Here is a 25336-nt window from a genome sequence, read left to right as displayed (position 1 = left end):
GAGGTCGCCGGCCCAGGCGTCCGCCCCTGCCACCTCCGCTGCGGAGAACGGTCCGTACTCCGCCTCGTACTCCTCCATCGCTGCTCGTCCTCGACTCACGGGTTCCAGCGCCTCGGCGGGAGCCCGTTCGCGATGCGGTCGCGGTTGTCGCGGTAGTGGTAGAAGACGCGGTCCTCGATCGGCACGGAGCGGAACGTGTCGGGTACGGCGCCGCCCGTACGGCGTTCCAGCTTCTGCTTGAGGAAGCGGGCGGACGTGACGCCGAGGTGGGCGATCTCGGCGAAGCCCTTGGCGATGTCCTCATCGGTCATCGGGTTCTCCGCGCACTCCTTGCGGCAGTCCTCGCAGATGCCCCGGTCGATCCTCACTGTGCGTTCGTCCTGGTCGCAGCTGGCACAGGCCATGATCACGCGGGTGACCCGGCCACGGAGGGGGCGAGCCGGGGCGGTGGAGGTGTCGCTCTTCTGCGGGGGCATCTTTGCCTCCAGTCGATTGCGGGCGAGCCCGCCAGGGTTGCTGACAGTGGATGGGAGCCCGTCGGTCAGGGCTCGGGTGATGTCGTTCGGTGTCGCGCCACGGGACAGCCACTCCGCGGCGAGGTGTTCGAGGGACCGGCAGTCGGTTTCGGAGAGAGGCATACGAGGGTCTGCGGCACGGAGTCCGGCGAGGATGCGGTACGCGGCGCCGGGCTCGTCAGGGGTCGGTTCGTCGCCCGGTACGACTCCGGGGGCCGACCGTGGTGCCGGGTCCTCGGTGCGGGCCAGGCCCGGCTGGTAGTCCGTCACATCCTTGCCGTCGCGTTCCCGCGCGAAGTCGGCCCACCACTCCGGCGACCTGGGCGTACGCGACCAGTACGTCCGCGTCACCCAGCGCATCGAGTTGTCCTCGACGGTGATGTGTTCCTTGATCCAGCGCAGGTGGCCGGCCTCGGTGAGGTGGTTGAGCGCGGTGCGGAACGCCTGCTGTCCGTAGCGGGGGTGTTCCGCCGCGAGCACCTTGTGGCCCATCGCGTGGCCGTTGTCGAGGTGGTCGATGAAGACGGCGATCTCGGCGTCGCGGGGGTGCAGGTGTGCGAAGTCCGGATCTGCGTGCGGGTCTTCGTCACCTGCGGAGCGTTTGCCGTAACCCGTTTTGGCCATGGGGTGGGACGGGGACGGCAGGGCAGGGCTAGGCTGGGCGTAAGCCACGATCGAACTTCCTCTTCGATCCGAGGTCAGGCCCCGGAGCCGGTGTTGGCGCACCGACCGGGGCCGAACTATTTGGTCGTTTGCCGCGAACCTAGAGCGGCTTTACATTCCGATGCAAGCCAATCACGGAACGTCACCCATGTGGGGTACGACGCCTCAACTCACGTACAGGCTTGGTTGGTTGGGTTGGATTTCAACCAAACCAAAACCCGGAAAACCCATGGGAGGAGCTCGAAGCCCGAGACTCAAGCTCCGGGCTGAACTGCGGAAATGAACGCCTTCCAGGCGGGGGTGGTGATGTGGAGCTGGGGGCCGCCAGAGGCCTTGGAGTCGCGGACATGGATGTCGGCGGACACGGCTACCTCGACACAGTCAGCGCCTTCGTCATCGCTGTAACTCGACTCAGGGTTGTCGGACTGAGCGCCGGCTTCACGTCTCGTGGCGGGTGCGAGGCCCGCGCTGGCTACGGCTGTCCGAAACGAGTTCGATCTCGATGGCGAGGGCGCCAAGGGCTTCCTTTTCCTGCGGGTAGACGGAGCGGATGTTGGTCAATTGCTCGTCACGGGTGGCGGTCGGGTTGACATTCGCCGGCCCCTCGCCGTCAAGCAGAGATTCGAAGTTTGGATACTCGGTGACGCGTTTGACCTTGACCTCGCAGGTCTCGTCCGTGCCCTTGATGCGGAAGCGGATGACGTCGCCTGCGGCGAGGTCGGCGAGGTGCGGGTATTTCACCCGCACCTCGATGGTCTTGGTGCCCGCGGCGACGAGGTCGAAGTACTGGCGGTAGAGGTTGAGTTCGCGGACACGGGCGGTGGTGTCGGTCATGGGGCGGGGACGCTCCTGGTGGCTGGTGCAGTCATCATGCGGCTGATCTCGGAGGCCGAGTACGAGCGGAAGAAGTGGCGGGGGTCGGACAGCAACGTATCGGTCATGGCGAGCAGCCGCTCTGCATACTCCGCGACGGTGCCAGGCCACTGACGGGTGTCGAGCATCCAGTCGGCGGCCCCCTCGGGCGAGGGCGCACGGCCATCGCACCTATTGGACCGGGCGGTACGAGCAGGCGGCGCGGCTTGCGCAGGCCGGCCGCCACCACCGGGCTCGCGGCAGTATCGGAGCCCGGCTGGCGAGCCTGGAGGCGCGGGCGCTCGCCATAGCCGGAGACCAGGCGGGCGCGGTGGCCGCCTTGGCGGACGCCGAGCGCTCGCGTGAGGCGATGCCGGGTCACGACGAGGTGCCGGGCATCTTCGCCTTCCCTGCCGCCAAGCAGTTCGCGTACGCCGGGACGAGCCACCTGGCCGTGGGCGGGCGGGAGCACGTCCGGCAAGCCATCGCCAGCGCGGACACCGCAGTCCGGCTCTACCGCAGTGCCGAGGACGACGACCAGTCGGTCGGCGACTTGTTCGCAGCCCATGTCGATCTCGCCCGCGGTCATCTGCTCCTGGGCGACTTGGACGGCACCGAGGCGATGCTCGGATTCGTCCTCGATTCCCCACCGGAGCGCATGTCGGCCAGCATCGTGCGCCGACTCACCGCTCTGGGCCGGGAGCTGGGCAGGCCGCAGTACGGTGGAGCCGCGCAGGCCGCACACCTTCGCGAACGACTCCAGCACACGGCCGTCCTCGCGGCCTCGCCCGCCGCCCACCCACCGGAGCTGCCGACGTGACCGAACTGTCCGCCGCACACGACGCCGCCGTCACCGACCGGAGCCGCCTCGCAGGGAGCGCCTACAACAGCGACCGGGACCTGGCCGCCCGCCAGTCGTTGTACCAGTGGCAGACGCCCCGTTACGACCTGCCCGGCATCGTCGCCGAGCAGCTGAGCGGCGTACACGGACGAGTGGTCGATGTCGGCTGCGGCAACGGCAAGTTCATCCAGCGGCTCCGCGACGATCGGCCTGAGCTGGCTGTGCTCGGCTTGGACATCGCCCCCGGCATCCTCGTCGGCGTGCCCGGCCCGGTCGCTGTGGCAGATGCCACCCGCCTGCCGTTGGGCACAGCGAGCGTCGACGCCGCCCTGGCCCTGCACATGCTGTACCACGTCCCGGACATCCCGCAGGCGGTCAGGGAGCTGTCCCGCGTCGTGACTCGTGACGGGGCGGTGATCGCCTCCACCAACAGCGACCGGGACAAGGCCGAACTCGACGACCTGTGGCAGCGGGCTGCGGGCGACGTCCTCGGCACCGGACGCGGCCCGGCCCGCATCTCGCTCAGCGCCCGCTTCTCCCTGGAGAAGGCCCCGGCCTTCCTCGGCGAGGAGTTCGGCCGGGTGGAGACGATCGAGCTGCCCGGCACTATCACGGTCCACGATCCCGAGCCGGTCGTCGCGCACATGGCCTCCTACCGGGCGTGGGCAGACCAGCACGACGTGCCGTTCGAGGCCACGATCGAGCGGGCCCGCGCGATCCTCGTTGATCACATCGCCCGACTCGGGGCCTTCGAAGTCACGTGCCTGGGCGGCGTCCTCGTCTGCCGTCGCTGAGAGCCGACTTGGCTATCGCCGTCGGCCGCACTCCGTATCCGGTTCCCGCTGTAGCGCCAGGCGGCAGGTGGCAGGTGGCAGGTGGCTGGGAGTTGTACTGACCCGACACGGCACGCACCTCCGGCGGATGCACCCCGGCGTGTATCACCTCAGTCGCTACCGAGCGTAGGCCCGTCGACGCCACCGTGTGACCATGGACAACGCAACTCACCGCCCCGACTGGATCCCGGTCGCGGGGCATCAACTTCGCATCGCGGGCGTGCACTTCGACGCCGTACGGATCGAGGGCGTACGAGGGGAACGGGTCACCGAGCGGCTCATCGAGGCGGCGGACGGGGACGCGGGGCCGATCGTGTGCGAGGTGGTCGGCTTCCGGTGGATGTACTTCCTGCTGGCACCCGGTGAGGTGCGGAGGCGCCATTGGCCGATCGGTGTGCAGCAGTTCGGCGGGAGAGGCGTGCGTACCGTCACCTACATCGGGATCCCGGCGCTGGACGGCAACACCTGGCCCCTGCGGTGGTACAGCGAGCCGACTCCGCAGGCCCCGTACGTCGATCCGGAGTCTCTGCTCGCCGCCGTCGCCCGGTGAGGCTACGGCTGCTTGGCCGGGCGCATCCCCAGCGGCCCGCCGATCTCCTGTGCCATGACCCTGCCCGCCTCGAACTCCAGGGTCTCGTCACCCATGGTGGCCTGGTCGGTGTCGAGGCCGTCCAGTTCCTCCAGGGGCTGGTTCAGGCGGACGTGGGCGACCAGGGACTGCAGGGCACGCAGGGTGGCGGAGGCGGTGCCGCCCCAGTTGGAGAAGTAGGAGAACTGCCACCACCACAGGGCCTCGGTGGTGCGGCCGGAGCGGTAGTGGGCCATGCCGTGGCGCAGGTCGGTGATGACGTCGGCGAGGTCGTCGGAGATACGGGCCGGGACGGGGGCCTTGCGGGGCTCGTAGGGGTCGAAGACCTCGGAGTAGATGTCGACGGGTTCGAGGAGACGGGCCAGGTTCTCGCGCAGTTCGTCCACGTCCGGCTCGGGGCCCAGATCGGGCTCGTAGCGCTCGTCGGGGACGATGTCCTCGTGGGCGCCCAGGCGGCCGCCGGCCAGCAGGAGCTGGGAGACCTCCAGGAGGAGGAAGGGAACGGCCGAGTCGGGCTCGTCGCCCTTCGCCACCTCCGTGACGGCCACCAGGAAGCTCTCGACCTGGTCCGCGATCTGGACCGCGAAGTCGTCCGGGTTCTGCGACGTGGCGTGCAGCGTGGCGTCAGACATCTAGGAGTCGTCTCCCCTCGAAGGCGCGGCCGAGGGTGACCTCGTCCGCGTATTCCAGGTCGCCACCCACCGGGAGGCCGCTGGCCAGGCGGGTGACCTTCAGGCCCATGGGCTTGATCATGCGGGCGAGGTACGTGGCCGTGGCCTCGCCTTCCAGATTCGGGTCCGTGGCCAGGATCAGCTCCGTGACCGTCCCGTCGGCCAACCGCGCGAGAAGTTCTCGTATACGCAGGTCGTCGGGGCCGACACCCTCGATCGGGCTGATCGCGCCGCCGAGCACGTGGTAGCGGCCCCGGAACTCGCGGGTGCGCTCGACGGCGACGACGTCCTTGGGCTCCTCCACCACGCAGATCACCGACGGGTCGCGGCGCGGGTCGCGGCAGATGTTGCACAGCTCCTCCTGTGCCACGTTGCCGCAGGTCGCGCAGAAGCGGACCTTCGCCTTGACCTCCAGGAGCGCCTGCGCGAGCCGTTTCACGTCCGTCGGCTCCGCCTGAAGGATGTGGAAGGCGATCCGCTGCGCGCTCTTGGGACCGACGCCGGGCAGCCGCCCCAGCTCGTCGATGAGGTCCTGGACCACGCCTTCGTACAACGGACTGACCTTCCTGGAGTCTTTCAGTACGTACCGTAGTTGCCCGCGGCCCGACTTAGAAGGGCAGGCCCGGGATGCCGCTGCCGCCGCCCAGACCCTGGGCCAGCGGGCCCAGCTTCTGCTGCTGGAGCGTCTGCGCGTTCTCGTTGGCCGCCTGGACGGCCGCCACGATCAGGTCGGCGAGGGTCTCGGTGTCCTCCGGGTCGACCGCCTTCGGGTCGATCTTCAGGGCGCGCAGCTCACCGGAGCCGGTGACGGTGGCCTTGACCAGGCCGCCGCCCGCCTGCCCGTCGACCTCCGTGTTCGCCAGTTCCTCCTGCGCCTGCTGCAGGTCCTGCTGCATCTTCTGGGCCTGCTGGAGCAACTGCTGCATGTTGGGCTGGCCACCACCGGGGATCACGATCAGCTCCTGGTTCCTCGTCGCTCTTCGGCGTTGCGCGGCGTTCCGCGTGGCGCTTCGTCCACAACGCCGTTTCTCCGTTGTGCACGAGCCTACGTGGTCTACGCGGCCATCGCCCCGCCACTCTTTCGAGTGAGAGCAATGGCAGCCCTATACCTGATCAAGACCCTCTTCCGAGCGGAAAAGCCGGGAAAGCTACGTCCGAGCCACCCATTGGGCGGTAGGAAAGGTGCCGCGCCTCGACATGCAATGTCACGCAATGTCACCGGCCGTGTTCAGTGCCGTGTTCGGTCTCGTGTTCAGTAGGGAGTGCCGGGTGGGTCAGCCGGAGATGCAGCCCGAGGGGCCGCCTCAGGACGGGCGGGGCGAGGGTGCGGCCGGGCTGCGGCCGGGCGATCTGACCGGGCGGGCGTTCCCGCTCGGGGACTGGGCGGAGCCCGCCGAGCGGCTCGACGAGCTGTACCGCTGGGTGGAGGAGGGGGCGCTGCGGACGGCGGCCTGGTATCTGGCGGACCGGGTGTGGAAGCGGCGGGGGGCGCGGGTGCTGCGGACCGGGGCGGCGGCGGGGGCGGTCTGCGGGGCCGCGCTGCCGCTGCTTGATCTGACCGGGGTGGTCGGCGGGGTCGCGCCCTGGGGATATCTCGCGCTGATGCTCGCGGTGGCGTGCGTCGGGATCGACCGGTACTTCGGCGTCACCTCCGGATGGATAAGGGACGTGGCCACCGCGCAGGCCGTGCAGCGGCGGCTGCAGGCGCTGCAGTTCGACTGGGCGTCGGAGAGCGTGCGCGAGGTGCTGGGGCCGGCGGAGGGGACGGCGAGCGAGGCCGCCGAGCGGTGCCTGGGAGTGCTGCGGCGCTTCTCCGAGGACGTGCTGGAGCTGGTGCGCACGGAGACGGCCGACTGGATGGTGGAGTTCCGGACCGGGCCGGCACCCCTCGGCATCCAGACGGCGGTGGCGTCGGGCTCACGCGCCGAGTCGGCCGGGCCTGTAGGAAGGTTTCCGCTCCCCCCGGCGAACGGCGCCCGCCCGAACATGCCCAGACAGCGGCCGCCGGAGCCTCGATAGGCCCACCTGGCTAAGCGCACAGCTTCATGCCCTCCGGAGTCCAGCAGGGCACATGCCCGTGGGTGCGGACGATGTCCTGGCCGTTCCCCCGGGACAGGTACGTCAGGAAGCTCGAGGCCAGTGAGTCCGCGGGCGGCTGGCCGTAGGTGTAGGCGTATTCGATCTCGCGGTACGGATACGTGCTGTGGCCGTGTTCGATGGCGTCCACCGAGGGCGCGTCGCCGTCCAGGTCCAGGACGTGCAGGCCCTTGGCCCGGGCGGCCAGGTTGAGCTCGCTGTAGCCGATGGCGCCGGGCAGCTCGGCCACCTCGGTCAGCACCTGGTCGGTGGAGTCGAGTTCGCAGCGGATCACCGGCGCCGTCGGGTCGTCCTTGTGGACGCAGTCGACGGAGGAGTTCGCCATCTCGCCCCGGCCCAGCACATGCCGCTGGAAGACCTGCCGGGTCCCGGAGTTGGCGTCCCGGCTGACCAGGTGCACCGGCAGTGAACGGCCGCCCAGCCGACGCCAGTTGGTGATCTCGCCCCGGTACAGGCGTCGCACGTCCCCGATCGAGAGGTCCCGCACTCCCACGTCGTCGTTCACGACCAGGGTGAAGACCGACAACGCGACCCGGTTCTCGCGGAGTTCGGGCATGTCGGCGGGCTTGGGACCGTCGGAGAGGGCCACCAGCGCGGGCGAGCCCTTCGCCGCCGCTCCGGTCGCGGCCAGCTCCCGGATGCCCGCCGTCGATCCGTGCGCGTCCACCGTGATGGTGGAGCCCGCGCAGTCCTCCTCGTACTTCTTCGCCACCTCCCGCATCACCGGTTCGAACGCGGTCGACCCCGTGACGGTCAGCCTGCCCTTCGCACAGCCGATCGGGGGCGGGGTGTCGTCGCGGGCCACGACGATCGCCGCCAGGGTCACCACGGACAGCGTCAGCATGATGGTGATGAGCCGGGACGCGCGGCTGAACAGCGGCGGCTTGTCGTCGGGTGTGGCGCTGCGGTTGGGATGGACCTCGCCCTCCTTGATCCCGCCGACGATCCGGATGTCCCGGCCGACGTCCCCGCCGGACAGCAGCACGAGCAGCTTGAAGTGGTCCCCCTTGTTCAGCGGGACGCGCGGGATGCGCAGGGTGTTGCCCTCGTAGCCGAAGCCGCGCTCGGCGGTGAAGTGGTCCATCAGATGGCCGGTGTCGGTCGGCTGGGTGACCGAGACGCCGCGGACGGTGCGGTCCGTGAACACCGCGGTCAGGCCGTGGAGTTCGGGGCTGGTGTAGTCGTCGCGGTCGATGCCCAGCGAGCCGTCGTTCTCGATGCGGAGCAGGACGAGCGTGGCGTCGCTCATGTCCGGCGCCCCGTCGAAGTCGAAGAGCAGGAGGCCGAACCGGCGGTTGGCCCGACCCGAACGGACGTCGTCGCCTATGGGGTTGTCCATCTGCACGCGGTAGCCGACGCGTCTGCGGCGCGGCACCCGGCGCTCGTACCAGACCATGCCCGCGGACGCGGCGATGCCCAGCACCGCTGTTCCGACGGCGACGATGTTCTCCGCGCTCAGCCACTCCATGGGGTGCCCCCGCCACTGCCCGGAGTCGGATGGTGCGGTCACGGTACGCGCGAGGAAGGGGACGAACCGGACGCGTCCGCCGAAGTTCGCCGAACGTTCAACTGCCTCTGGAGCAACGCCCGTTCATCTCATCGCTTGGTGTACGTCAGGCTCTCCCCGCCGCTCCGCTTCACTCGCCTCAGCTTCCCGTCCGGCTGCAGCGTCACCTCGGTGGCCTCGCCGGGGGAGCAGGACGACATCGGCTCACCGGAGGAGACCGTGGACGGGCCGACCTCCAACGGGCCGTCGCTGTCCGGCTGTTCGGTGAGCTTCGCCTCGAAGACACAGTGGTACGTGCCGCCGTCGTCGGTGGGTCCGTCCGCGACAAGCGTGAGGACCGTGTCGCCGACCTGGCCCTGCTGGATGGTCAGTTCACGGGTGTTGGAGCCGTTGGCGTTGTCGATCGTGGTCTCCCAGGTACCCAGGTAGCCGTCCGGGATCACGCCGTCCGCGGGCGCGGAGGAGGAAGCCGCCGAAGACGTCGGGCCGGGCGCTCGGAAGGTGCCCGGCGGCGTCGAGCCGATGACCGGCCCGGGGCTGACCGTCCGGTCGGCCGTGCCGTGACCGCCCCTCTTCATCAGCGCGTACACCGACCCGCCCGCGCCCAGCGCCACCACCAGCGCGATCACGACGAGCAGCGCGGTCGACCGCCCGTTCCTGCGCTCCGGCTCCTGCGGAGCACCGACCGCCGGCGGACCGTAGGGCGGCGTGGAACCGAGCCCGCCGCCGGCATAGGGGTTGTACGGCTGCTGCGGGTATCCGTAGGCGGCGGAAGGGGGCTGCGGATGCTGCGGGTGCTGCTGGGGCTGTTGCGGATAGCCGTACGGGCCGGGCGCGCCGTACCCGGGAATCGCGGGAGGCGGGGAGGGCGGCGGAGTCTGCCCGGACACCACGGTCGGAAGGTGATTGACGGCCCCACCGCTTCCCTCGGCCGGGCGGCCCGCCCCGCCCTGGTCCGCGGGCGCGGCCCCCGCCACGGCCCCGTCATCGGCCACGGACGCATGCTCCGGAGACCCTCCGGAATCACCCTGCTGCCGAGCCCAGAGGGGCATGGGCACTCCCGCCCGATCACCACCAGCGCCCGCACCCGCACCGGCACCGGCACCGGCACCGGCACCCGCAGCGGACGACGGCGCCTCCGCCCCACCGGGGCCGTCCGCACCCGACTCCGGCTCCGGCTCCGGTCCCCCTTCCGGATCCTCGGTCTCCAGCAGCTGCACCGCATGCCGCCCCAGCTGCGCCACCAACGCCCCCGGCAGCCACGGATCCCGGGACCGCCCCCCGGCCACCGTGTCCTCCGCCCCCGTGCGCTCCAGGATCCGATCCAGCGAGGGCCGGGCGGCGGGGTCCTTCCGCAGGCACTCCCGCACCAGATCCGCGACCCCCTCCGGCACCCCCTCCAGGTCCGGCTCCTCCTGGGCGATCCGGAACATCAGGGCATGCACACCGCTGTTCGCACCCCCGAAGGGCAGCACACCGGTCGAGGCATAGGCGAGCACGGACCCGAGGCAGAACACATCGCAGGCCGGCGTGATCCGGTCCCCGCGCACCTGCTCCGGCGCCATGAACCCGGGCGACCCCACCAGCGACCCGGTACGGGTCAGCCCCTCCCCCGCGAGCGTCTCCATCGCCCGCGCGATCCCGAAGTCGATCACCCGCGGTCCGTCGATGGTCACCAGCACGTTCGACGGCTTCAGATCCCGGTGCACGATCCCCGCCGCGTGGATGTCCTTCAGCGCGTGCGCGAGCCCCGCCGCGAGGATCCGTACCGACCGCTCGGGCAGCGCACCGTGATCGCGGCCGACGACCTGCTGCAGGCTCGGCCCGGCGACATACCCGGTGGCCACCCAGGGCACCGCGGCCTCCGTGTCCGCGTCCAGCACGGGCGCGGTCCAGTGCCCGCCGACCCGCCGCGCGGCCCGCACCTCCTGACGGAACCGCGCCCGGAACTCCTCCTGCGCGGCCAGCTCCTCGCGGACCAGCTTCACGGCGACGGTGCGGCCCCGGTCCGACCGGGCCAGATACACATGCCCCATACCGCCCGCGCCCAGCCGCGCGAGCAACCGGTACGCCCCGATCCTCTGCGGATCCCCCGGTCCCAGCTTCTCCATCCCCGCGCCGCCTTCCCCCCCATAGGTCTGCAACGGACCGAGAATAGTGCGATCCTACGGACAGTCGCGCGGACCGGGGTCTACGGTTCCGTAACAGCCCCGTCGGGCGGCCCCAGCTCGTCCAGGACCGCCGACAGCCGTTCCAGGAGCCGTACGGCCTCGGCGAGTTCGGCCTGTCCCATCGTCGCCGCGAGCCGGTCGGCGAAGGCCGCGTGCCCGGGGCCGATCCGCGCCACGGCCGCCCGCCCCCGCTCGGTGGGCGCGAGGAGTTTCGCCCGGCGGTGGGCCGGGTTCGGCCGGTACTCGGCGAGCCCCCGCTCCACCAGCAGATCGGCGACGCGCTGCACGCTCTGCCGGGTGATCCCCATGGCCCGCGCGATGCCCGACACCGGCAGCGGCCCGGGCAGCACCGCTCCGAGCACCTGCCACCAGGCGGCGGTGAGCCCGGCCGGCCGCGCCAGCTCCTCGGCGACACCCAGGAACTGTCCATTGAGCCGGAAGACCCCGAGCGCACCCCTGCTGAGCAGTTCCTGGCGTTCCCGGCTCACCGGGCCGCCGCCTGCTGGAGGGCGAAGTACGCCTGGACGTCGGAGTCGTGGTGCAGCCGGTACCAGGCGTCCAGCACCTCGCCCTCGTACACCCCGAGGAGCCGGAACACCTCCCGGGCGAAGGCGACGGGTTCGGTGGGCCCGGCGGTGATCAGGTCGCGGTCGGTGACCGCGTCGGCCTCGACGTAGCGGTCGGAGCCGGCGTACTCGGTGGCGGCCAGGTAGTGGGGGCTCGCGCTGGTATGGGCGCGGTCGTCGAGCAGGCCCTCGCGGGCGAGGCCCGCCGTGGCTCCGCAGATCGCGGCGACGGGCACACCCGCGTCGAGGAAGGCGCGGGCCGAGCGGGCGAAGGGGGCCAGGCCGTCCGTGCCCGCCGCGGCAGCGGCTGACGTCCGGGTCCAGAGATCGGCGCCCGGGAGGATCAGCAGGGAGCTGTCCTCGGCGCGGAGATCCGCGAGCGCCAGGTCGGGCCGGATCCGCAGCCCGCCGATGCTCATGACCGGCTCACGGCCGATGGCCACGGTCAGGACCTGGTACCCGGCGCGGGCGAGATGCGCGGTCGTGTGCCCCGTCTCCCAGTCGGCGAGGCTGTCGTAGACCGCCAGATGCACGGGCTTGCGCGTCGCTTCATTCATGACAGGAGGCTGTCGCCACGACAGCATCCTGTCAATACGCGAACGTCGCCCTCACACCCCCTCCTTCGACAACCTGTCGTGGAAATCCCCCGTCCAAGGAACAAGACGCCGATGTCGCGTCCGCATCCCGGACATTTACGCTCGCCCGCATGACCCCTCAGCCCAACCCCGACGCCGGCGCCGCAGTGAAGGCCGCGGACCGTGCGCATGTCTTCCACTCCTGGTCGGCCCAGGACCTCATCGACCCGCTCGCCGTCGCCGGCGCCGAGGGGTCGTACTTCTGGGACTACGACGGCACGCGGTACCTGGACTTCACCAGCGGGCTCGTCTTCACCAACATCGGCTACCAGCACCCCAAGGTCGTCGCGGCCATCCAGGAGCAGGCGGCGACGATGACGACCTTCGCGCCCGCGTTCGCGGTCGAGGCGCGCTCGGAGGCGGCCCGGCTGATCGCCGAGCGGACCCCCGGCGACCTGGACAAGATCTTCTTCACCAACGGCGGCGCGGACGCCGTCGAGCACGCGGTGCGCATGGCCCGGCTGCACACGGGCCGCCCGAAGGTGCTCTCGGCCTACCGGTCGTACCACGGCGGCACCCAGCAGGCCGTGAACATCACCGGTGACCCGCGCCGCTGGGCCTCGGACAGCGGCAGCGCCGGCGTCGTCCACTTCTGGGCGCCCTTCCTCTACCGCTCCCGCTTCTACGCCGAGACCGAGGAGCAGGAGACCGCGCGGGCCCTGGAGCACCTGGAGACGACGATCGCCTTCGAGGGGCCGGGCACGGTCGCGGCGATCATCCTGGAGACCGTGCCCGGCACCGCCGGGATCATGGTCCCGCCGCCCGGCTACCTGGCCGGCGTCCGCGAGATCTGCGACAAGTACGGCATCGTCTTCGTCCTGGACGAGGTCATGGCCGGGTTCGGGCGCACCGGTGAGTGGTTCGCGGCGGACCTGTTCGGCGTCGTGCCGGACCTGATGACCTTCGCCAAGGGCGTGAACTCGGGTTACGTCCCGCTCGGCGGCGTCGCCATCTCCGCGGAGATCGCCGAGACCTTCGCCAAGCGCCCCTACCCCGGCGGTCTCACCTACTCCGGGCACCCGCTGGCCTGCGCGGCCGCCGTCGCCACGATCAAGGTGATGGAGGAGGAGGGCGTCGTCGAGAACGCCAGGCGGCTCGGCGAGAGCGTCGTCGGCCCGGCCCTGGCCGAGCTGGCCGAGCGGCACCCGAGCGTCGGCGAGGTCCGCGGTGTCGGCATGTTCTGGGCGCTGGACCTGGTGAAGAACCGGGAGACCCGGGAGCCGCTGGTGCCGTACAACGCGGCCGGCGAGGCGAACGCGCCCATGGCCGCGTTCGGTGCCGCCGCCAAGCGGCACGGCCTGTGGCCCTTCGTCAACATGAACCGGACCCACGTCGTGCCGCCCTGCAACGTCACGGAGGCCGAGCTGAAGGAAGGCCTCGCGGCACTGGACGCGGCGCTGAGCGTCGCCGACGAGTACACCGCGTAGCCGATCGGCGTCTGCCCTCCCGGGAACCCGAACGCGTAAGGTGGCGTGCTCGTAAGAGATGGCGAGTACGTCACCCGAACGTGTGAGGAGAGGCCCGGACGATGCCCGGCAACGGCACCGTGACGCGCAGCACCCTGCGCCAGCAGATCGCGGACGCGCTGCGTGACGAGGTGCTGGCGGGACGTCTGCGGCCGGGCCGGGCGTTCACCGTCAAGGAGATCGCCGACCAGTACGGCGTCTCGGCGACCCCGGTCCGCGAGGCGCTGGTCGACCTGTCCGCGCAGGGCATCCTGGAGGCCGACCAGCACCGCGGCTTCCGCGTTCCCGAGTACTCCCTCGCCGACTACCGGGACATGATCGAGGCCCGCAGTCTGGTCACCGACGGTATGTTCCAGGCCCTCGCCGCCGGTCACACGACCTTCGCCGACACCGAGGACCCACGGACGGTGGCGGCCCTGGCGGCGGTACGCAGGCGCGGCGAGGAGGCCGAGCGAGCCGCGGCGGCCGGTGACCTGACCGTGCTCATCGGCTACGACCTGCGCTTCTGGCGCGAGCTGAGCGGCCTGTTCGGCAACCCCTACCTCGCCGACTTCCTGCACCGGCTGCGGGTGCAGTCCTGGGTCTGCGCGGTCCAGCACCTGCGCCGCCTGCCCGACGTACGCGGCCGCCTGTGGTCCGGCCACACCGACCTGGTCGACGCCCTCACCCGCCGCGAGACGGAGAAGGCCCGCACCATCATGGCCGCCGCCAACGCCCACTCCCTGGCCCTGGTCGAACGTCTGGCCTCGGAATGACGGGCCCCACGACCGATCCCGCCCGCCCTGCCGGAACCCACCCCGCAGGGCCCGCACACGACCGCCCCACAGGGCCAGGACACAACCACTCCACCGTGCCCGGACAAGATCACTCCCCAGAGCCCGGACACGTCCACCCCGCAGGGGCCGGAGACGGCCACTTCGCAGGACCCGGACACAGCCACCTCGCAGGACCCGGACACAACCGGCCCGCAGGCCCTGGGCACATCCGCCCCGAAGCCGACCGCCCGGGCCCGCACCCCGGCGACGTCCCCTCCCCGACGCCCATCCCCCACCAGCGAGCCGCCGACGGCGCGTACGTCCCGGGGCCGTCCGCACCCGGCCGCGAGCGCCGCACGGGTGGTGCGGGCGGGAACGAAGACGGCGGCGGAGGCGAAGCCGGGGCGGCGGTCGACCTCTCCGTCGTCATCCCCGCCTACAACGAGGAACACCGCCTCGCCCCCACCCTCGACGCCATCACCACCTACCTCACCGACCACGAGGGCCGCTGGGGCACCTGGGAGGTGATCGTCGTCGACGACGGATCGACCGACGGCACCCGCGAGGTCCCGGCGCTGAACCGGCCGCGGGTCCGCCTCGTCACCAGCCCCCGCAACCGGGGCAAGGGCCACGCCCTGCGCCTCGGCGTCGCCGTCTCCCGCGGCCACCGGGTCCTGACCACCGACGCCGACCTGTCCACCCCCATCGAGGAACTGGAGCGCCTCGACAAGGCCCTCAGCGAGGGCAACACGGCCGCCATCGGCTCCCGCTCGGTACCCGGCGCGGACATAGCCCACCGCCAGCACCGCACACGCGAACTGCTGGGCCGCGCCGGAAACCTCCTGATACGCCGCACGGCCGTACCGGGGATCCGGGACACCCAGTGCGGCTTCAAACTGTTCGAGGGCGACCGCGCACGCGAGGCCTTCGGCGCCGCCCGCCTCGACGGCTGGGGCATCGACGTGGAGGTGCTGCACCACTTCCACCGCGCCGGCCGGCCCATCGCCGAGGTCCCGGTCCGCTGGAGCCACCGCCCCGGCTCCAAGGTCGGCCCCCTCGACTACCTTCGCGTCCTCACCGACCTCGCCCGCATCAGGGCCCGCTCCCTGCGCCCCGCCGACCTCCTCGCCACCGCCCTCTTCCTCCTGATGTCGGTGGCCCTGTACTCCGGCCGCTTCTTCGCCCCCTCACACCGCTATCTGACCGACTCCATGCAGGACCAGAACCAGTGGGAGTGGTTCTTCGCGGTCACCGCCGACAGCGTCGCCCATCTGCACAACCCGCTCTTCACCGACCTGCAGGGCTTCCCCGACGGCGTCAACCTCATGGCCAACACCGCCATGCTGGGCCTGTCGGTGCCCTTCGCCCCCATCACCCTGTTGTTCGGCCCCGCCGTCTCGCTCAGTGTCTGCATGGCCCTCGGCATCGCCGCCACCGCCGCCGCCTGGTACCGGCTGATCGTGAAACGGGTCGTACGGCGCAGGAGCGCGGCCTTCGTCGGGGCGTCCCTCGCGGCCTTCGCGCCGCCGATGGTCAGCCACGCCAACGCGCACCCCAACTTCGTGATCCTCTTCATGATCCCGCTGATCATCGACCGAGCCCTGCGCCTCGCCACGGGCGCCCGGGTGGTCCGGGACGGGATCGTGCTCGGCCTGATGGCCGCGTACCAGGTCTTCCTCGGCGAGGAGCCCCTGCTGCTCGCGTCGATCGGAACGGCCCTGTTCGCCGCCGCCTACGGCGCCGTACGCCGGGACGTGGCGCGGGCGGCCTGGCGGCCCCTGCTGAAGGGCCTGCTGATCGGCTCGGCGGTCTGCCTGCCCCTGGCGGGATACGCGCTGTACTGGCAGTTCGCCGGACCGCAGAGCTACCAGGGCATCCTGCACGGCGACAACGCGGGCAACAGCCCCCTGTCCCTGCTCGCCTTCGCCGAGCGCTCGCTGGTCGCGGGCGACGCGCAGATCGCGGGCTCGCTCTCCCTGAACCCGACCGAACAGAACGCCTTCTACGGCTGGCCGCTGGTCGCCGTCGCCTTCGCGATCGTCGTACGGCTGTGGGACAACGCGCTGGTCAAGGCGCTGGCGTTCACGACGGTGGCCGCCGCGGTCCTCTCCCTCGGCCCGAAGATCCGCATCCCGCTCACCGACATCGTCTGCCCCGGCCCCTGGGCCCTGCTCGCCCACAAGCCGCTGTTCGAGTCGGTCATCGAGGGCCGCGTGGCGATGATCTGCGCACCGGCCCTCGGCATGCTCCTCGCGCTCGCCGTCGACCGGGCCGCCGCCTCCCGGAACCCGACCAGCCAGTACCTCGGCCTGCTGGGCGTGGCCCTCGCGCTGCTCCCGCTGATCCCGGCCCCGCTGAAGTCCACGGACCGGGTCGCGGTGCCGGCGTTCATCACGGAGGGGACGTGGAAGTCGTACGTCCACGAAGGCGAGACCCTGGTCCCCGTGCCGCTGCCCGACCCGGGCGCCGCCGAGGCCCTGCACTGGCAGACAGCGGCCCACCTGGGCTTCAAGCTGCCCGGCGGCTACTTCAACGGCCCCTGGGGCAAGGACCGTATCGGCATCTACGGCGCCTCCCCCCGCTACACCTCCAACATGCTCCGGGACGTGGGCTACACGGGCGTGGCCCCGGTGATCGGCAAGGAGTGGCGGGCGCAGGCCCGGCAGGACTTCGCCTACTGGAAGGCGGGCGCCCTGGTGCTGGCCCCGCAGCCCAACGACGGCGCCCTGCGAACCGTCCTGAACAGGCTGACCGGGAGGGACGGGAAGTGGACCGGCGGCGTCTGGGTATGGGACCTGCACAGGGGCAGCTGAGCCCGCACCGCACCAACTACTCTGCTTACCCGTGCCGTGAACAACACGCTGTGTGAGGAGCTCTCTTTGGCCTGTGATCTGTGGCTGGTACCGCTCGTGGACGTGTTGTGCCACACCCCGGACAACCCGTTCGCCGAGGAACTCGCGCACTACAACAACGCGCTGGCCGCGGCCGGGCTGCCGCCGGTGCCGGTGTACCAGTACATGCCGGGCCTGTCCGGCGACGTCGCCCCCGTGGCCGGCTTCGACTACGACGCGCTGCACTTCCTGCGCCGGGCCTACCTGCTCCAGGTGTGCGGGCTGCCGGTGACCCCGGTGGACGAGCTCGGGGGCGACTACGAGCAGCTGCTGGAGATGTTCGAGTCGACGGCCCAGCAGTCCCACCTGGTCTGGCACTACGACCACGCGGGCGCGTACGTCCCCGTCGACTTCCCGCACCCGCTGTCCAGCGACGAGCTCCTCGCGGGCGGCGGCCCCCTGGGCTCCGCGCAGACGCTGCTGAGGGAACTGGAGTACGTGGCGCCGTCGATCGGCATCGATCCGGCCAACCCCCCGGCCGCGCCCGAACCCCCCTCCGCCCCCACGGAGTTGGAGGAACCGGCCGTCCCGGCGCCGTACGACCCCAGCCCCTTCGCCCGCGAGCGCCATGTGTGGCTCGGCCTGCACGCGGCGGCGACGCGATCCCTGGCCCAGGGGTCGATGATCGTGTTCAGCTGAGTCCCGGCCCGAAGACGAGGAGGGCGCCCCCGCCGGGGGGGCGCCCTCCTAGCTTGTGTCACGACCGCCCCGGCCTCGAAGGACCGGCCCGTCGGCGCGGGAACGCGCGTCTCAGAACACCGGCGTCCCGGCCTGCGTCAGCTTCCAGTTGGTGGCCGCGAAGTCGGCCGGGTCGAGGGTCTTCTTCGCCGTCACGTAGTCGATCATGAGCTGGCGGATCTCGTTCGTGGAGCTGTACGCGTTCGGCGCCGAGGCGATGTGCGGGTAGCCCGAACCGCCGTTCGCCCGGTAGTTGTTGACCGCCACGACGAAGACCTGGTCGTCGGCGACCGGGGCGCCGTTGTAGGTGAGGTTCTTGATCCTCGACCCCTCCGCCTGCGCGATGTCGATCTCGTAGCCGACGCCCGCCGCCGTGTCGTACATGTAGTCCCAGAAGTTGTTGGCGTTGGTGAGGGTCGCGGTGTCGACCTTCGTGCCGGCCGGGACCTGGTGGTAGTACTTCGCCCCGTACTCCAGGTAGTCCTTGAGCTGGGCGCCCGTCAGCTTCTTGCCGTACAGGGTGTTGTCGTAGATGTAGAGCCCCGCGATGTCCTTGATCGTGACGTTGCCCTGGGGGATGTCGGCCGTGCGGCTGAAGGGCGCGGCGACCGAGATCAGCGGGAGCGCCGCGTCCGACGCCGAGAGCCCGGCCTTCACCGTCTCCATCTGGACCTTGTGGATGAAGTCCATGATCGGCACATCCTTCCAGCAGGACTCCGCCGCCGAGAGGTCCTGCGTGCAGGTGCCGACCGCCGTGTTCACGTACTTCACGACCAGCTCGTGGTCGGCCTCCAGGAGCTTCTTGATCTCCGGGTCCTCGTCCACGTCCTTGGGGTTGAGGGTCTGCGCCGTCTTGCTCGTCACCTTCCACTGGCCGTGGTGGAGTTCGAGTTCGAAGTCGAAGACGCTCAGGCGGTAGCCCCAGCAGTACGGCTCGGAGAGGAGGACCTCCTCTCCGGTCTCCGCGTTCTTCACCGTGTAGGAGGGGACTTCGACGTGGGTGTGGCCGACGAGGATCGCGTCGATGCCCGGCACCTGTTCGGCCACCAGGTTCGAGGCGTTCTCGACGTACGGGAGCGAGTCGCCCCAGGACGAGGAGCCGTCGAGGCCCGAGTGGTCCGTCAGGAACACCACGTCACAGCCGAGCGCACGCATCCGCGGAACGTACTTCTTCGCCTGCTCGACCAGGCCCGGGAAGACCATCTTGCCGCTGACGTTGTCCTTGTCCCACAGCGCGATGCCGGGGTTGGTGAGGCCCAGGATGCCGACCTTGATGTCCGGGGCGCCCGGCACACAGATCCGCTTCACGGTGTACGGCTGAAAGGCGGGACGCAGCGTCTTCGCGTCCAGCGCGTTCGCGCCGAGGAGCGGGAAGTGGCACTGGCTCTCGAACTTCCGCAGCACCTCGATGCCGTAGTTGAACTCATGGTTGCCGAGGGCCGCGGCGTCGTAGCGCATGTGGTTCATGGCGACGGCCATCGGATGCCTGGGGCCGCGCTTGCCGTCGGTGCCGGTGATCGGGTCGACACGGGCGAAGTAGTAGGCCAGGGACGTGCCCTGGATGATGTCGCCGGCGTCGACGAGCAGGACGTGGTCCTCGCCCTTCGCCTCGCGCTGCTGCTTGATCAGCGTGGCCACCCGCGCCACGCCCACCGAGTTGCCCGCCTTGTCGCTGTAGGCGGCGTCCTTGTAGTAGTCCCAGTCGAAGACGTGGCTGTGCAGATCGGTCGTGCCGAGGATGGAGAACGACCAGGTACGCGGGGCCTTTTCGGGCCGGTGCCCGGCTTCCGCGGCCTCGGCGGTGCCGGTGCCGACCGCTCCCGCGGCGGCGACGGCGGCGCCGGTGACGGCCGACTTCTGCAGGAAGGTGCGGCGGTTGAGGGGCTGGGCGGGCATACAGGCTCCCGGGAGGCTGGAGTTGACGCGAGCAGATGGGCGTACGTGCGGGGGCTACCCGCGTAGATCGTGCTCGTGCCCGCCAGTGGCCGGAACCAGGAACAGGCCATGTCCAGGTCAAGGATGGGTCAGCTCGGTCCGCCGTCCGCCTCCGCCGCCGACGGTTCCTCGGTGGCGGGCGGAACCCAGGCGCAGGCCAGGGAACCGCCGATCAGGCCGGTGGACACACCGAGGAAAAGGCCCCCGAGGTTGGCGACGGGGAAGGAGACGAGGGCGAGCAGGAGGGTGGCGATCCCGGCGAACACCCGGAGGTGGGCGTGGTACCAGAGAGTGAGCCCCAGGGTGATGAGCAGCACGCCGATGACCAGGGATCCGGCACCGGACGTGGTCGACAGGGCCAGCGGGATCCCGCCCATGTCCAGGTCCACGTAGGGCCAGTACAGGATGGGCAGCCCCGCCGCCGAGGTGAAGAGCCCCGCCCAGAAGGGGCGTTCCCCGCGCCAGGTGCGGAACCTGCGGCGTGCGTGCGCCACCGCGCGGCGGACGCGGGCGCGTTCGGCGGGCGTGGCCCACCCGGGGGTCAGGCGCATTCGTGGCGGCCCTGCTCGATCCGCACGCGCAGGCCGGGGATGTCGAACGTGCCGGCGGAGAGCGCGACCGCGGTCAGCCGCACGTCGGTCAGGCTGACCGACGTGGCCTGCTGCCCGAAGCCGCCGGGGTCGAAGTAGGGCGAGTTCCGGTCGCCCGGATTGATCGGCCCCTTGGTGATCTCCCCCTGCGCGATGCCCATGTCGAGGCCTCTGAAATCCGCCTGCCCCGCCGACTGGAAGGTCGTGTCGAGAAACAGGTTCGTCGCCTCGACCGGGCGTTCGTTCCCGCCGGTGATCTTCAGCGTCTGCGGGCCCAGCACCGGGACCTCGACCAGTACGGACTGGCACAGCCCGCTGATCGTCGAGTGCCGGGATCCGGTGACCAGCACCGGCACGCGCTCGCCGTGCTTGGTCACGTCCAGCATGCTGTAGATGCTGAGTCCGCGCGCGGTCAGGGTGTCCGCGGTGACCTGGAACCTCTTGCCGGAGATGAGGAACGACGCCGCCAGCGCCCCCTCTCCCATGGCGATGCCGAGCGTCCCGCAGGCCACGACACCGGACACCAGGACCACCGCGAAGCGTCGCCAACGGGTCCTGCCGACGCGGTGCGCCATCCCGGCTCCTTCGGTCATGGAGTGGATCAGCCCAGAACCCATCAAGGCAGACATTTCCCACCGTCCAGTGACGGATCCTAGGCTTCCGGCCGCGGCGGCCGACCGCACGCCGGGGCCGCCGTACGGGTGACGCGGCTGCCGGGCGCCACGGGCGACAGGCCGCGGTGGGGCCGATGAGCCGCCTCAGAGCCGCCCGATGAGCGTGATCTCCGGCGGCCACAGCACCCCGCTCGCCATCAGCAGCGCCGGCCCCAGATGGACCGGGCAGACCCTGAGCGGAGGCCGCGCGTACCGGGCGATCTCGAAGACGGCGGGGTCGGAGCAGTGCGTGCCGTCGGCCCGGTCACCCTCGCCGCCGTACGGCCCCCGGCACAGCGCGGGGTGGACGCTCATACTCCGATTGTGCGCCTCCCGCAACGCGAGACCGCCCGCCGGTCACGCCCCGGAGGGCGGACCGGCGGGCGGTCGGAGCAGGTGGCGCGAGGCGGGCCCGCGCCCGTGTCCTACAGGAACGAGTTGATCTCGATCGTCTCGTCCCGGCCCGGGCCCACGCCGATCGCGGAGATCGGGGCGCCGGACATCTCCTCCAGCGCCTTGACGTAGTTCTGGGCGTTCTTCGGCAGGTCGGAGAAGGACTTCGCCTTGGTGATGTCCTCGGACCAGCCCGGCAGGGTCTCGTAGACCGGCTTCGCGTGGTGGAAGTCCGTCTGCGAGTAGGGCAGCTCCTCGACGCGCTTGCCGTCGATCTCGTACGCCACACAGACCGGGATCTGCTCCCAGCCGGTGAGGACGTCCAGCTTGGTGAGGAAGAAGTCGGTCAGGCCGTTCACGCGGGTCGCGTAGCGGGCGATGACCGCGTCGAACCAGCCGCAGCGGCGGTCGCGCCCGGTCGTCACGCCCCGCTCGCCGCCGATGCGGCGCAGCGCCTCGCCGTCCTCGTCGAACAGCTCGGTCGGGAAGGGGCCGGCGCCGACGCGGGTCGTGTACGCCTTGAGGATGCCGATGACCCGGCTGATCTTCGTCGGGCCCACGCCGGCGCCGGTGCAAGCGCCGCCCGCGGTCGGGTTCGAGGAGGTGACGAAGGGGTACGTGCCGTGGTCGATGTCCAGGAGGGTGCCCTGGCCGCCCTCGAACAGGACGACCTTGTCGTCCTCCAGCGCCTGGTTCAGGACCAGCACGGTGTCGGTGACGTACGGCTTGATCTGCTCGGCGTAGCCCAGCAGCTCCTCGACCACCTGGTCGGCGGCGATCGCGCGCCGGTTGTAGAGCTTGGTGAGCAGCTGGTTCTTGACGTCGAGGGCCGCCTCGACCTTCTGCAGCAGGATCGACTCGTCGTAGAGGTCCTGGACCCGGATGCCGACACGGTTGATCTTGTCCGCGTAGGTCGGGCCGATGCCGCGGCCGGTCGTACCGATCTTGCGCTTGCCGAGGAAGCGTTCCGTCACCTTGTCGACGGTCACGTTGTACGGCGTGATGATGTGCGCGTTACCGCTGATCAGGAGCTTGGACGTGTCGACGCCGCGCTCGTTCAGACCGCTCAGCTCGGAGAGCAGGACCGACGGGTCGACGACGACACCGTTACCGATGACCGGCGTACAACCGGGCGAGAGGATTCCGGAAGGGAGGAGGTGGAGTGCATACTTCTGGTCGCCGACGACCACCGTGTGGCCGGCGTTGTTGCCGCCCTGGTATCGCACCACATAGTCCACCGAGCCACCGAGCAAGTCGGTGGCCTTCCCCTTGCCTTCGTCACCCCACTGAGCACCGAGCAGCACAAGTGCGGGCACGCGCGTACACCCCTTCCGGGCGGGGCATGTCCAAGGTCAGGGGCGTGGGCGTAAGGTTCACCGCCGCGTGCCACCGCGACCGCCGTTGGCCGCAAACCGTCGGACCGGATGCCCCGGAATAGACGAAGCCCCTGGCGCAATAGCGCAAGGGGCTCTTGCACAAAGATGCTACCCGAGGAAGCGAGGCAGGACCGAGGTGGCGACCTTCGCGACGTCCGAACAGCTGCTGGTGATCATCGATCCGGCGGCCCGGCAGACGGACGGTGAGTCCGTACGGATCGCGAAAGACGTGCTCAGCGCGGGTGCCACCACCAAAGTGTGTCTGCCGGACGGGCCCGAGGAATTCGCCCGGGCGCTCGGCCGGCGAGGGTCCCGGCGCCCGGTCGTGGTCGGCGACGACCGGGCTCTGGTCCGCGCGGTGACCCTGCTGCACCGGCAGCGGGAGCTGGCCGGATGTGCCCTGTCGGTGGTGCCGGTCGGCGGCACGGCCCTGGCGGAGTCCCTCGGCGTGCCCTGCGGGGCGGTGGCCGCAGCGCGGGCCGTGCTGGACGGGGCGGAGCGCCCCCTGGACCTCCTCGTCGACGACGGCGACGGGCTGGTGCTGGGCGCACTGGGCATCCCGCCGGCGCCGGTGCGGGCGGCCGTCGCCGCCGAACCGGTGAGTGTCGCTCCGGGCCGCCCCTGGCTGCGCACGACGTACCGCTCCCTGGTCCGCACCCTGGCGCCCCGCCCCGCCCGTCTGACGGCCGTACCGGCGCCGGGGCCCGCCCGGCTCCGGGTGGACATCGACGGCGAGACGCTGGTGGACCTGGACCAGCCCGTGGAGGCGGTCACGGTGACACCGGGCTCCGGCGGGGTCGCGCGGGTCGAGGTGCGACCGCTGTCGGTGGGCGCGGAGGCGACGCCGCTCACGGCGTCGGGGCGCTCGGTGACCGTGGCCGGCGGGGACTTCCGGTACCGGGCGGACGCGGCGGTCTCCGGGCCCGTACGGCGCCGGACCTGGACCGTGCGCGAGGCCGCGTGGACGCTGACGCTGCCCGCCGGCACCTGACCTCACGGACCCCCTAAAGGTCTGGTGACAAATATTTAACCGTGCCGACCCCTTGAGAGACCGGTTCGTCCTCCACCATCCTGCTCCATCAAGGCGCGGTGCGTCCGCGCGTGACGGTCAGGAAGGGGCCACCCGATGGCAGTGGACGAGGGCGTCGCCCCGGCGGCGAAGACGGACGGGAACGAAACGGTCCATCGACTGAAACCCAACGCCGTAGGGCTGCTCGGCGTGGTGTTCATGGCCGTTGCCACCGCCGCGCCGATCACCGCGATGACCGGCAACGTGCCCTTCATGGTGTCCTCCGGCAATGGCATCGGGGCCCCCGCGAGCTATCTCGTCGCAATGGTCGTCCTGGCAATCTTTTCCGTGGGTTTCACGTCGATGGCGAAGCACATCACCTCCACGGGCGCCTTCTACGGCTTCATCTCCTACGGACTCGGGCGCACCGCGGGACTCGCCTCGGGGCTGCTCGCGACCTTCGCGTACGTCGTCTTCGAGCCGGCGCTGATCGGGATCTTCTCCACCTTCGCCACGAACACCCTCGTGGACCAGACGGGGCTGCACGTCCCGTGGTGGGCCTTCGCGATCCTGATGCTGGCGATCAACGCCACCGGCACCTGGTTCGGGGTGAGCGTCGCCGAGAAGCTGCTGGTGGCACTGCTGGCGACGGAGGTGACGGTGCTGGCCGCGATGGCCGTCTCGGTCGCCTTCCACGGCGGCGGACCGCACGGCTTCACCTTCGCGCCGGTCAACCCGGTCAACGCCTTCAAGGGCACATCCGCCGGGCTCGGGCTCTTCTTCGCCTTCTGGTCGTGGGTCGGCTTCGAGTCGACGGCGATGTACGGCGAGGAGTCGCGCGACCCGAAGAAGATCATCCCCAAGGCGACGATGATCAGCGTGCTGGGCGTCGGCGTCTTCTACGTCTTCGTCTCCTGGATGGCCATCACCGGCAACGGCGAGGCCGAGGCCGTGAAGGCGGCCTCGTCCGCGAACCCGCTCGCGATGTTCTTCGACCCCACCGAGCGCTACGTCGGCCACTGGGCCGTCGACGTCATGCAGTGGCTGATGATCACCGGCTCGCTGGCCTGCGGCATGGCCTTCCACAACTGCGCCGCCCGCTATCTGTACGCCCTGGGCCGGGAAGGCGTCCTGCCCTCGCTGAAGAACACCGTCGGCCGCACCCACGCCCGGCACGGCTCCCCGCACATCGCGGGCCTGGTGCAGACGGTCGTCAGCGCGGTGCTGATCGGCGCCTTCTGGGCCGCGGGCAAGGACCCGTACACCGGCACCTACGTCCTGCTCGCCATCCTCGGCACCATGGCGATCCTGGTCGTCCAGGCGGTGTGCTCCTTCGCGGTGCTGGTGTACTTCCGCTCCCACCGCCCCGAGAGCCGCCACTGGTTCCGGACCTTCACCGCGCCGCTCATCGGCGGCGTCGCGATGCTCGCCGTGGTCGTCCTGCTGGTGTCCAACATGGGCGCGGCGGCCGGGCCCGAGTCCGGTTCGCTGGTGCTGAAGGCGACGCCGTGGCTGGTGGCGCTGGTCGCGGGGACGGGTATCGGGTACGCGCAGTACCTCAAGCGGCGCTCGCCCGAGCGGTACGCGCTGCTGGGCCGGACCGTGCTGGAGGAGACGAAGGAGCGGTGACGCTCCACCGGGGGTGCCGCC

Annotated in this window: 25 protein-coding genes and 1 pseudogene; 10 read left to right on the top strand and 16 right to left on the bottom strand. The window is 70.8% G+C overall.

Annotated elements, in window-relative coordinates; translation table 11 throughout:
- Positions 1-95: 95 nt before the first annotated feature.
- The 4 genes and pseudogenes from AVL59_RS02075 to AVL59_RS47360 all read right to left on the bottom strand — a co-directional run.
- Entirely contained in the window at positions 96-1139 is a 1044-nt protein-coding gene (locus AVL59_RS02075) for a hypothetical protein (protein ID WP_067299504.1), read from the bottom strand.
- 293 nt (positions 1140-1432) lie between these two features.
- A complete protein-coding gene (locus AVL59_RS55495; RefSeq protein WP_079146489.1) occupies positions 1433-1696 on the bottom strand; it encodes a DUF397 domain-containing protein in 264 nt (87 codons plus the stop codon).
- Entirely contained in the window at positions 1617-2012 is a 396-nt protein-coding gene (locus AVL59_RS02070; protein WP_067299503.1) for an ASCH domain-containing protein, read from the bottom strand. The genes AVL59_RS55495 and AVL59_RS02070 overlap by 80 nt, the downstream gene beginning before the upstream one ends.
- A pseudogene (locus AVL59_RS47360) lies at positions 2009-2221 on the bottom strand (hypothetical protein); the annotation flags it as partial. The pseudogene AVL59_RS47360 and the gene AVL59_RS02070, both read right to left, overlap by 4 nt.
- A gap of 140 nt (positions 2222-2361) precedes the next feature.
- Between AVL59_RS47360 and AVL59_RS02065 the strand changes: the two are divergent.
- From AVL59_RS02065 to AVL59_RS02055, 3 genes are all read left to right on the top strand, one after another.
- Entirely contained in the window at positions 2362-2850 is a 489-nt protein-coding gene (locus AVL59_RS02065) for a hypothetical protein (RefSeq protein ID WP_237281419.1), read from the top strand.
- Positions 2847-3665, top strand: a complete 819-nt coding sequence (locus AVL59_RS02060; RefSeq protein ID WP_067299502.1) for a class I SAM-dependent methyltransferase — start codon at positions 2847-2849, stop codon at positions 3663-3665. Before AVL59_RS02065 ends, AVL59_RS02060 begins: the two co-directional genes overlap by 4 nt.
- Positions 3666-3858: 193 nt before the next feature.
- The gene (locus AVL59_RS02055; RefSeq protein WP_245383831.1) at positions 3859-4254 is read left to right on the top strand and encodes a hypothetical protein; all 396 of its coding nucleotides are present in this window, start codon (positions 3859-3861) and stop codon (positions 4252-4254) included.
- A 2-nt stretch (positions 4255-4256) separates the two neighbouring features.
- Here AVL59_RS02055 and AVL59_RS02050 read toward each other — a convergent pair whose 3' ends face one another.
- Genes AVL59_RS02050 through AVL59_RS02040 form a run of 3 tightly spaced genes read right to left on the bottom strand, consistent with a single transcriptional unit; the run spans position 4257 to position 5917 of the window.
- Positions 4257-4925 carry a DUF5063 domain-containing protein gene (locus tag AVL59_RS02050; protein WP_067299500.1) on the bottom strand — a complete coding sequence of 223 codons (669 nt, stop codon included), beginning with the start codon at positions 4923-4925 and terminating at the stop codon, positions 4257-4259.
- Complete coding sequence (recR, locus tag AVL59_RS02045; protein ID WP_067004569.1) at positions 4918-5517, bottom strand: recombination mediator RecR; 600 nt, start codon at positions 5515-5517, stop codon at positions 4918-4920. The genes AVL59_RS02050 and recR overlap by 8 nt, the downstream gene beginning before the upstream one ends.
- A gap of 55 nt (positions 5518-5572) precedes the next feature.
- Positions 5573-5917 (bottom strand): YbaB/EbfC family nucleoid-associated protein, encoded by a 345-nt coding sequence (locus tag AVL59_RS02040; protein ID WP_079146488.1) that lies wholly within the window; start codon positions 5915-5917, stop codon positions 5573-5575.
- Positions 5918-6233: 316 nt separating this feature from the next.
- On the opposite strand from AVL59_RS02040, the gene AVL59_RS02035 reads away from it, so the two are divergent.
- Positions 6234-6983, top strand: coding sequence for an SLATT domain-containing protein (locus tag AVL59_RS02035; RefSeq protein WP_067316787.1), 750 nt, complete (start codon positions 6234-6236; stop codon positions 6981-6983).
- A 10-nt stretch (positions 6984-6993) separates the two neighbouring features.
- On the opposite strand, the gene AVL59_RS02030 is transcribed toward AVL59_RS02035, so the two are convergent.
- The 4 genes from AVL59_RS02030 to AVL59_RS02015 form a co-directional block, all read right to left on the bottom strand.
- Positions 6994-8529, bottom strand: coding sequence for a substrate-binding domain-containing protein (locus AVL59_RS02030; protein ID WP_067299498.1), 1536 nt, complete (start codon positions 8527-8529; stop codon positions 6994-6996).
- Between the two features lie 128 nt (positions 8530-8657).
- The gene (locus AVL59_RS02025) at positions 8658-10679 is read right to left on the bottom strand and encodes a serine/threonine-protein kinase (protein WP_067299497.1); all 2022 of its coding nucleotides are present in this window, start codon (positions 10677-10679) and stop codon (positions 8658-8660) included.
- Positions 10680-10759: 80 nt separating this feature from the next.
- Positions 10760-11227, bottom strand: coding sequence for a MarR family winged helix-turn-helix transcriptional regulator (locus tag AVL59_RS02020; RefSeq protein WP_067299496.1), 468 nt, complete (start codon positions 11225-11227; stop codon positions 10760-10762).
- Positions 11224-11862, bottom strand: a complete 639-nt coding sequence (locus AVL59_RS02015) for a DJ-1/PfpI family protein (protein WP_067299495.1) — start codon at positions 11860-11862, stop codon at positions 11224-11226. The genes AVL59_RS02020 and AVL59_RS02015 overlap by 4 nt, the downstream gene beginning before the upstream one ends.
- 149 nt (positions 11863-12011) lie before the next feature.
- Between AVL59_RS02015 and AVL59_RS02010 the strand changes: the two genes are divergently transcribed.
- The 4 genes from AVL59_RS02010 (at position 12012) to AVL59_RS01995 (ending at position 17691) form a co-directional block, all read left to right on the top strand.
- Positions 12012-13367 carry an aspartate aminotransferase family protein gene (locus AVL59_RS02010; RefSeq protein ID WP_067299494.1) on the top strand — a complete coding sequence of 452 codons (1356 nt, stop codon included), beginning with the start codon at positions 12012-12014 and terminating at the stop codon, positions 13365-13367.
- 101 nt (positions 13368-13468) lie between these two features.
- Positions 13469-14161, top strand: a complete 693-nt coding sequence (locus AVL59_RS02005) for a GntR family transcriptional regulator (RefSeq protein WP_067299493.1) — start codon at positions 13469-13471, stop codon at positions 14159-14161.
- 428 nt (positions 14162-14589) lie between these two features.
- Positions 14590-16974 (top strand): dolichyl-phosphate beta-glucosyltransferase, encoded by a 2385-nt coding sequence (locus tag AVL59_RS02000; protein ID WP_067316785.1) that lies wholly within the window; start codon positions 14590-14592, stop codon positions 16972-16974.
- A gap of 66 nt (positions 16975-17040) precedes the next feature.
- A complete protein-coding gene (locus AVL59_RS01995) occupies positions 17041-17691 on the top strand; it encodes a hypothetical protein (RefSeq protein WP_067299492.1) in 651 nt (216 codons plus the stop codon).
- 111 nt (positions 17692-17802) lie between these two features.
- On the opposite strand, the gene AVL59_RS01990 is transcribed toward AVL59_RS01995, so the two are convergent.
- From AVL59_RS01990 to AVL59_RS01970, 5 genes are all read right to left on the bottom strand, one after another.
- Positions 17803-19626, bottom strand: a complete 1824-nt coding sequence (locus AVL59_RS01990) for a bifunctional metallophosphatase/5'-nucleotidase (protein ID WP_067299491.1) — start codon at positions 19624-19626, stop codon at positions 17803-17805.
- Positions 19627-19754: 128 nt separating this feature from the next.
- On the bottom strand, positions 19755-20216 hold the full coding sequence (locus AVL59_RS01985) for a DUF6114 domain-containing protein (RefSeq protein ID WP_067299490.1): 462 nt from the start codon (positions 20214-20216) through the stop codon (positions 19755-19757).
- A complete protein-coding gene (locus AVL59_RS01980; protein ID WP_067299489.1) occupies positions 20207-20830 on the bottom strand; it encodes a DUF6230 family protein in 624 nt (207 codons plus the stop codon). The genes AVL59_RS01985 and AVL59_RS01980 overlap by 10 nt, the downstream gene beginning before the upstream one ends.
- 183 nt (positions 20831-21013) lie before the next feature.
- On the bottom strand, positions 21014-21223 hold the full coding sequence (locus AVL59_RS01975; protein ID WP_067299488.1) for a hypothetical protein: 210 nt from the start codon (positions 21221-21223) through the stop codon (positions 21014-21016).
- A gap of 110 nt (positions 21224-21333) precedes the next feature.
- A complete protein-coding gene (locus AVL59_RS01970) occupies positions 21334-22617 on the bottom strand; it encodes an adenylosuccinate synthase (protein WP_067299487.1) in 1284 nt (427 codons plus the stop codon).
- Between the two features lie 196 nt (positions 22618-22813).
- On the opposite strand from AVL59_RS01970, the gene AVL59_RS01965 reads away from it, so the two are divergent.
- Both AVL59_RS01965 and AVL59_RS01960 read left to right on the top strand, forming a co-directional pair.
- The gene (locus AVL59_RS01965) at positions 22814-23668 is read left to right on the top strand and encodes a diacylglycerol kinase family protein (RefSeq protein ID WP_067299486.1); all 855 of its coding nucleotides are present in this window, start codon (positions 22814-22816) and stop codon (positions 23666-23668) included.
- A 135-nt stretch (positions 23669-23803) separates the two neighbouring features.
- On the top strand, positions 23804-25315 hold the full coding sequence (locus AVL59_RS01960) for an APC family permease (RefSeq protein WP_067299485.1): 1512 nt from the start codon (positions 23804-23806) through the stop codon (positions 25313-25315).
- The last annotated feature ends 21 nt before the right edge of the window (positions 25316-25336 follow it).

The organism is Streptomyces griseochromogenes (assembly GCF_001542625.1).
Classification (GTDB): domain Bacteria; phylum Actinomycetota; class Actinomycetes; order Streptomycetales; family Streptomycetaceae; genus Streptomyces; species Streptomyces griseochromogenes.
The sequence above is the reverse complement of the archived record's forward strand: the minus strand, read 5'-3'. Positions and strand labels throughout refer to the sequence as shown.

Excerpts from the sequence above, each read along its gene's own strand:
- AVL59_RS02015 (WP_067299495.1), bottom strand. The coding sequence starts at position 11,862 with ATGAATGAAGCGACGCGCAAGCCCGTGCATCTGGCGGTCTACGACAGC.
- AVL59_RS01980 (WP_067299489.1), bottom strand. The coding sequence starts at position 20,830 with ATGGCGCACCGCGTCGGCAGGACCCGTTGGCGACGCTTCGCGGTGGTC.
- AVL59_RS02005 (WP_067299493.1), top strand. The coding sequence starts at position 13,469 with ATGCCCGGCAACGGCACCGTGACGCGCAGCACCCTGCGCCAGCAGATC.
- AVL59_RS01960 (WP_067299485.1), top strand. The coding sequence starts at position 23,804 with ATGGCAGTGGACGAGGGCGTCGCCCCGGCGGCGAAGACGGACGGGAAC.
- AVL59_RS02030 (WP_067299498.1), bottom strand. The coding sequence starts at position 8,529 with ATGGAGTGGCTGAGCGCGGAGAACATCGTCGCCGTCGGAACAGCGGTG.
- AVL59_RS02050 (WP_067299500.1), bottom strand. The coding sequence starts at position 4,925 with ATGTCTGACGCCACGCTGCACGCCACGTCGCAGAACCCGGACGACTTC.
- AVL59_RS02010 (WP_067299494.1), top strand. The coding sequence starts at position 12,012 with ATGACCCCTCAGCCCAACCCCGACGCCGGCGCCGCAGTGAAGGCCGCG.
- AVL59_RS01990 (WP_067299491.1), bottom strand. The coding sequence starts at position 19,626 with ATGCCCGCCCAGCCCCTCAACCGCCGCACCTTCCTGCAGAAGTCGGCC.
- AVL59_RS02070 (WP_067299503.1), bottom strand. The coding sequence starts at position 2,012 with ATGACCGACACCACCGCCCGTGTCCGCGAACTCAACCTCTACCGCCAG.
- AVL59_RS01985 (WP_067299490.1), bottom strand. The coding sequence starts at position 20,216 with ATGCGCCTGACCCCCGGGTGGGCCACGCCCGCCGAACGCGCCCGCGTC.
- AVL59_RS02055 (WP_245383831.1), top strand. The coding sequence starts at position 3,859 with ATGGACAACGCAACTCACCGCCCCGACTGGATCCCGGTCGCGGGGCAT.
- AVL59_RS02075 (WP_067299504.1), bottom strand. The coding sequence starts at position 1,139 with ATGGCCAAAACGGGTTACGGCAAACGCTCCGCAGGTGACGAAGACCCG.
- AVL59_RS02025 (WP_067299497.1), bottom strand. The coding sequence starts at position 10,679 with ATGGAGAAGCTGGGACCGGGGGATCCGCAGAGGATCGGGGCGTACCGG.
- AVL59_RS01975 (WP_067299488.1), bottom strand. The coding sequence starts at position 21,223 with ATGAGCGTCCACCCCGCGCTGTGCCGGGGGCCGTACGGCGGCGAGGGT.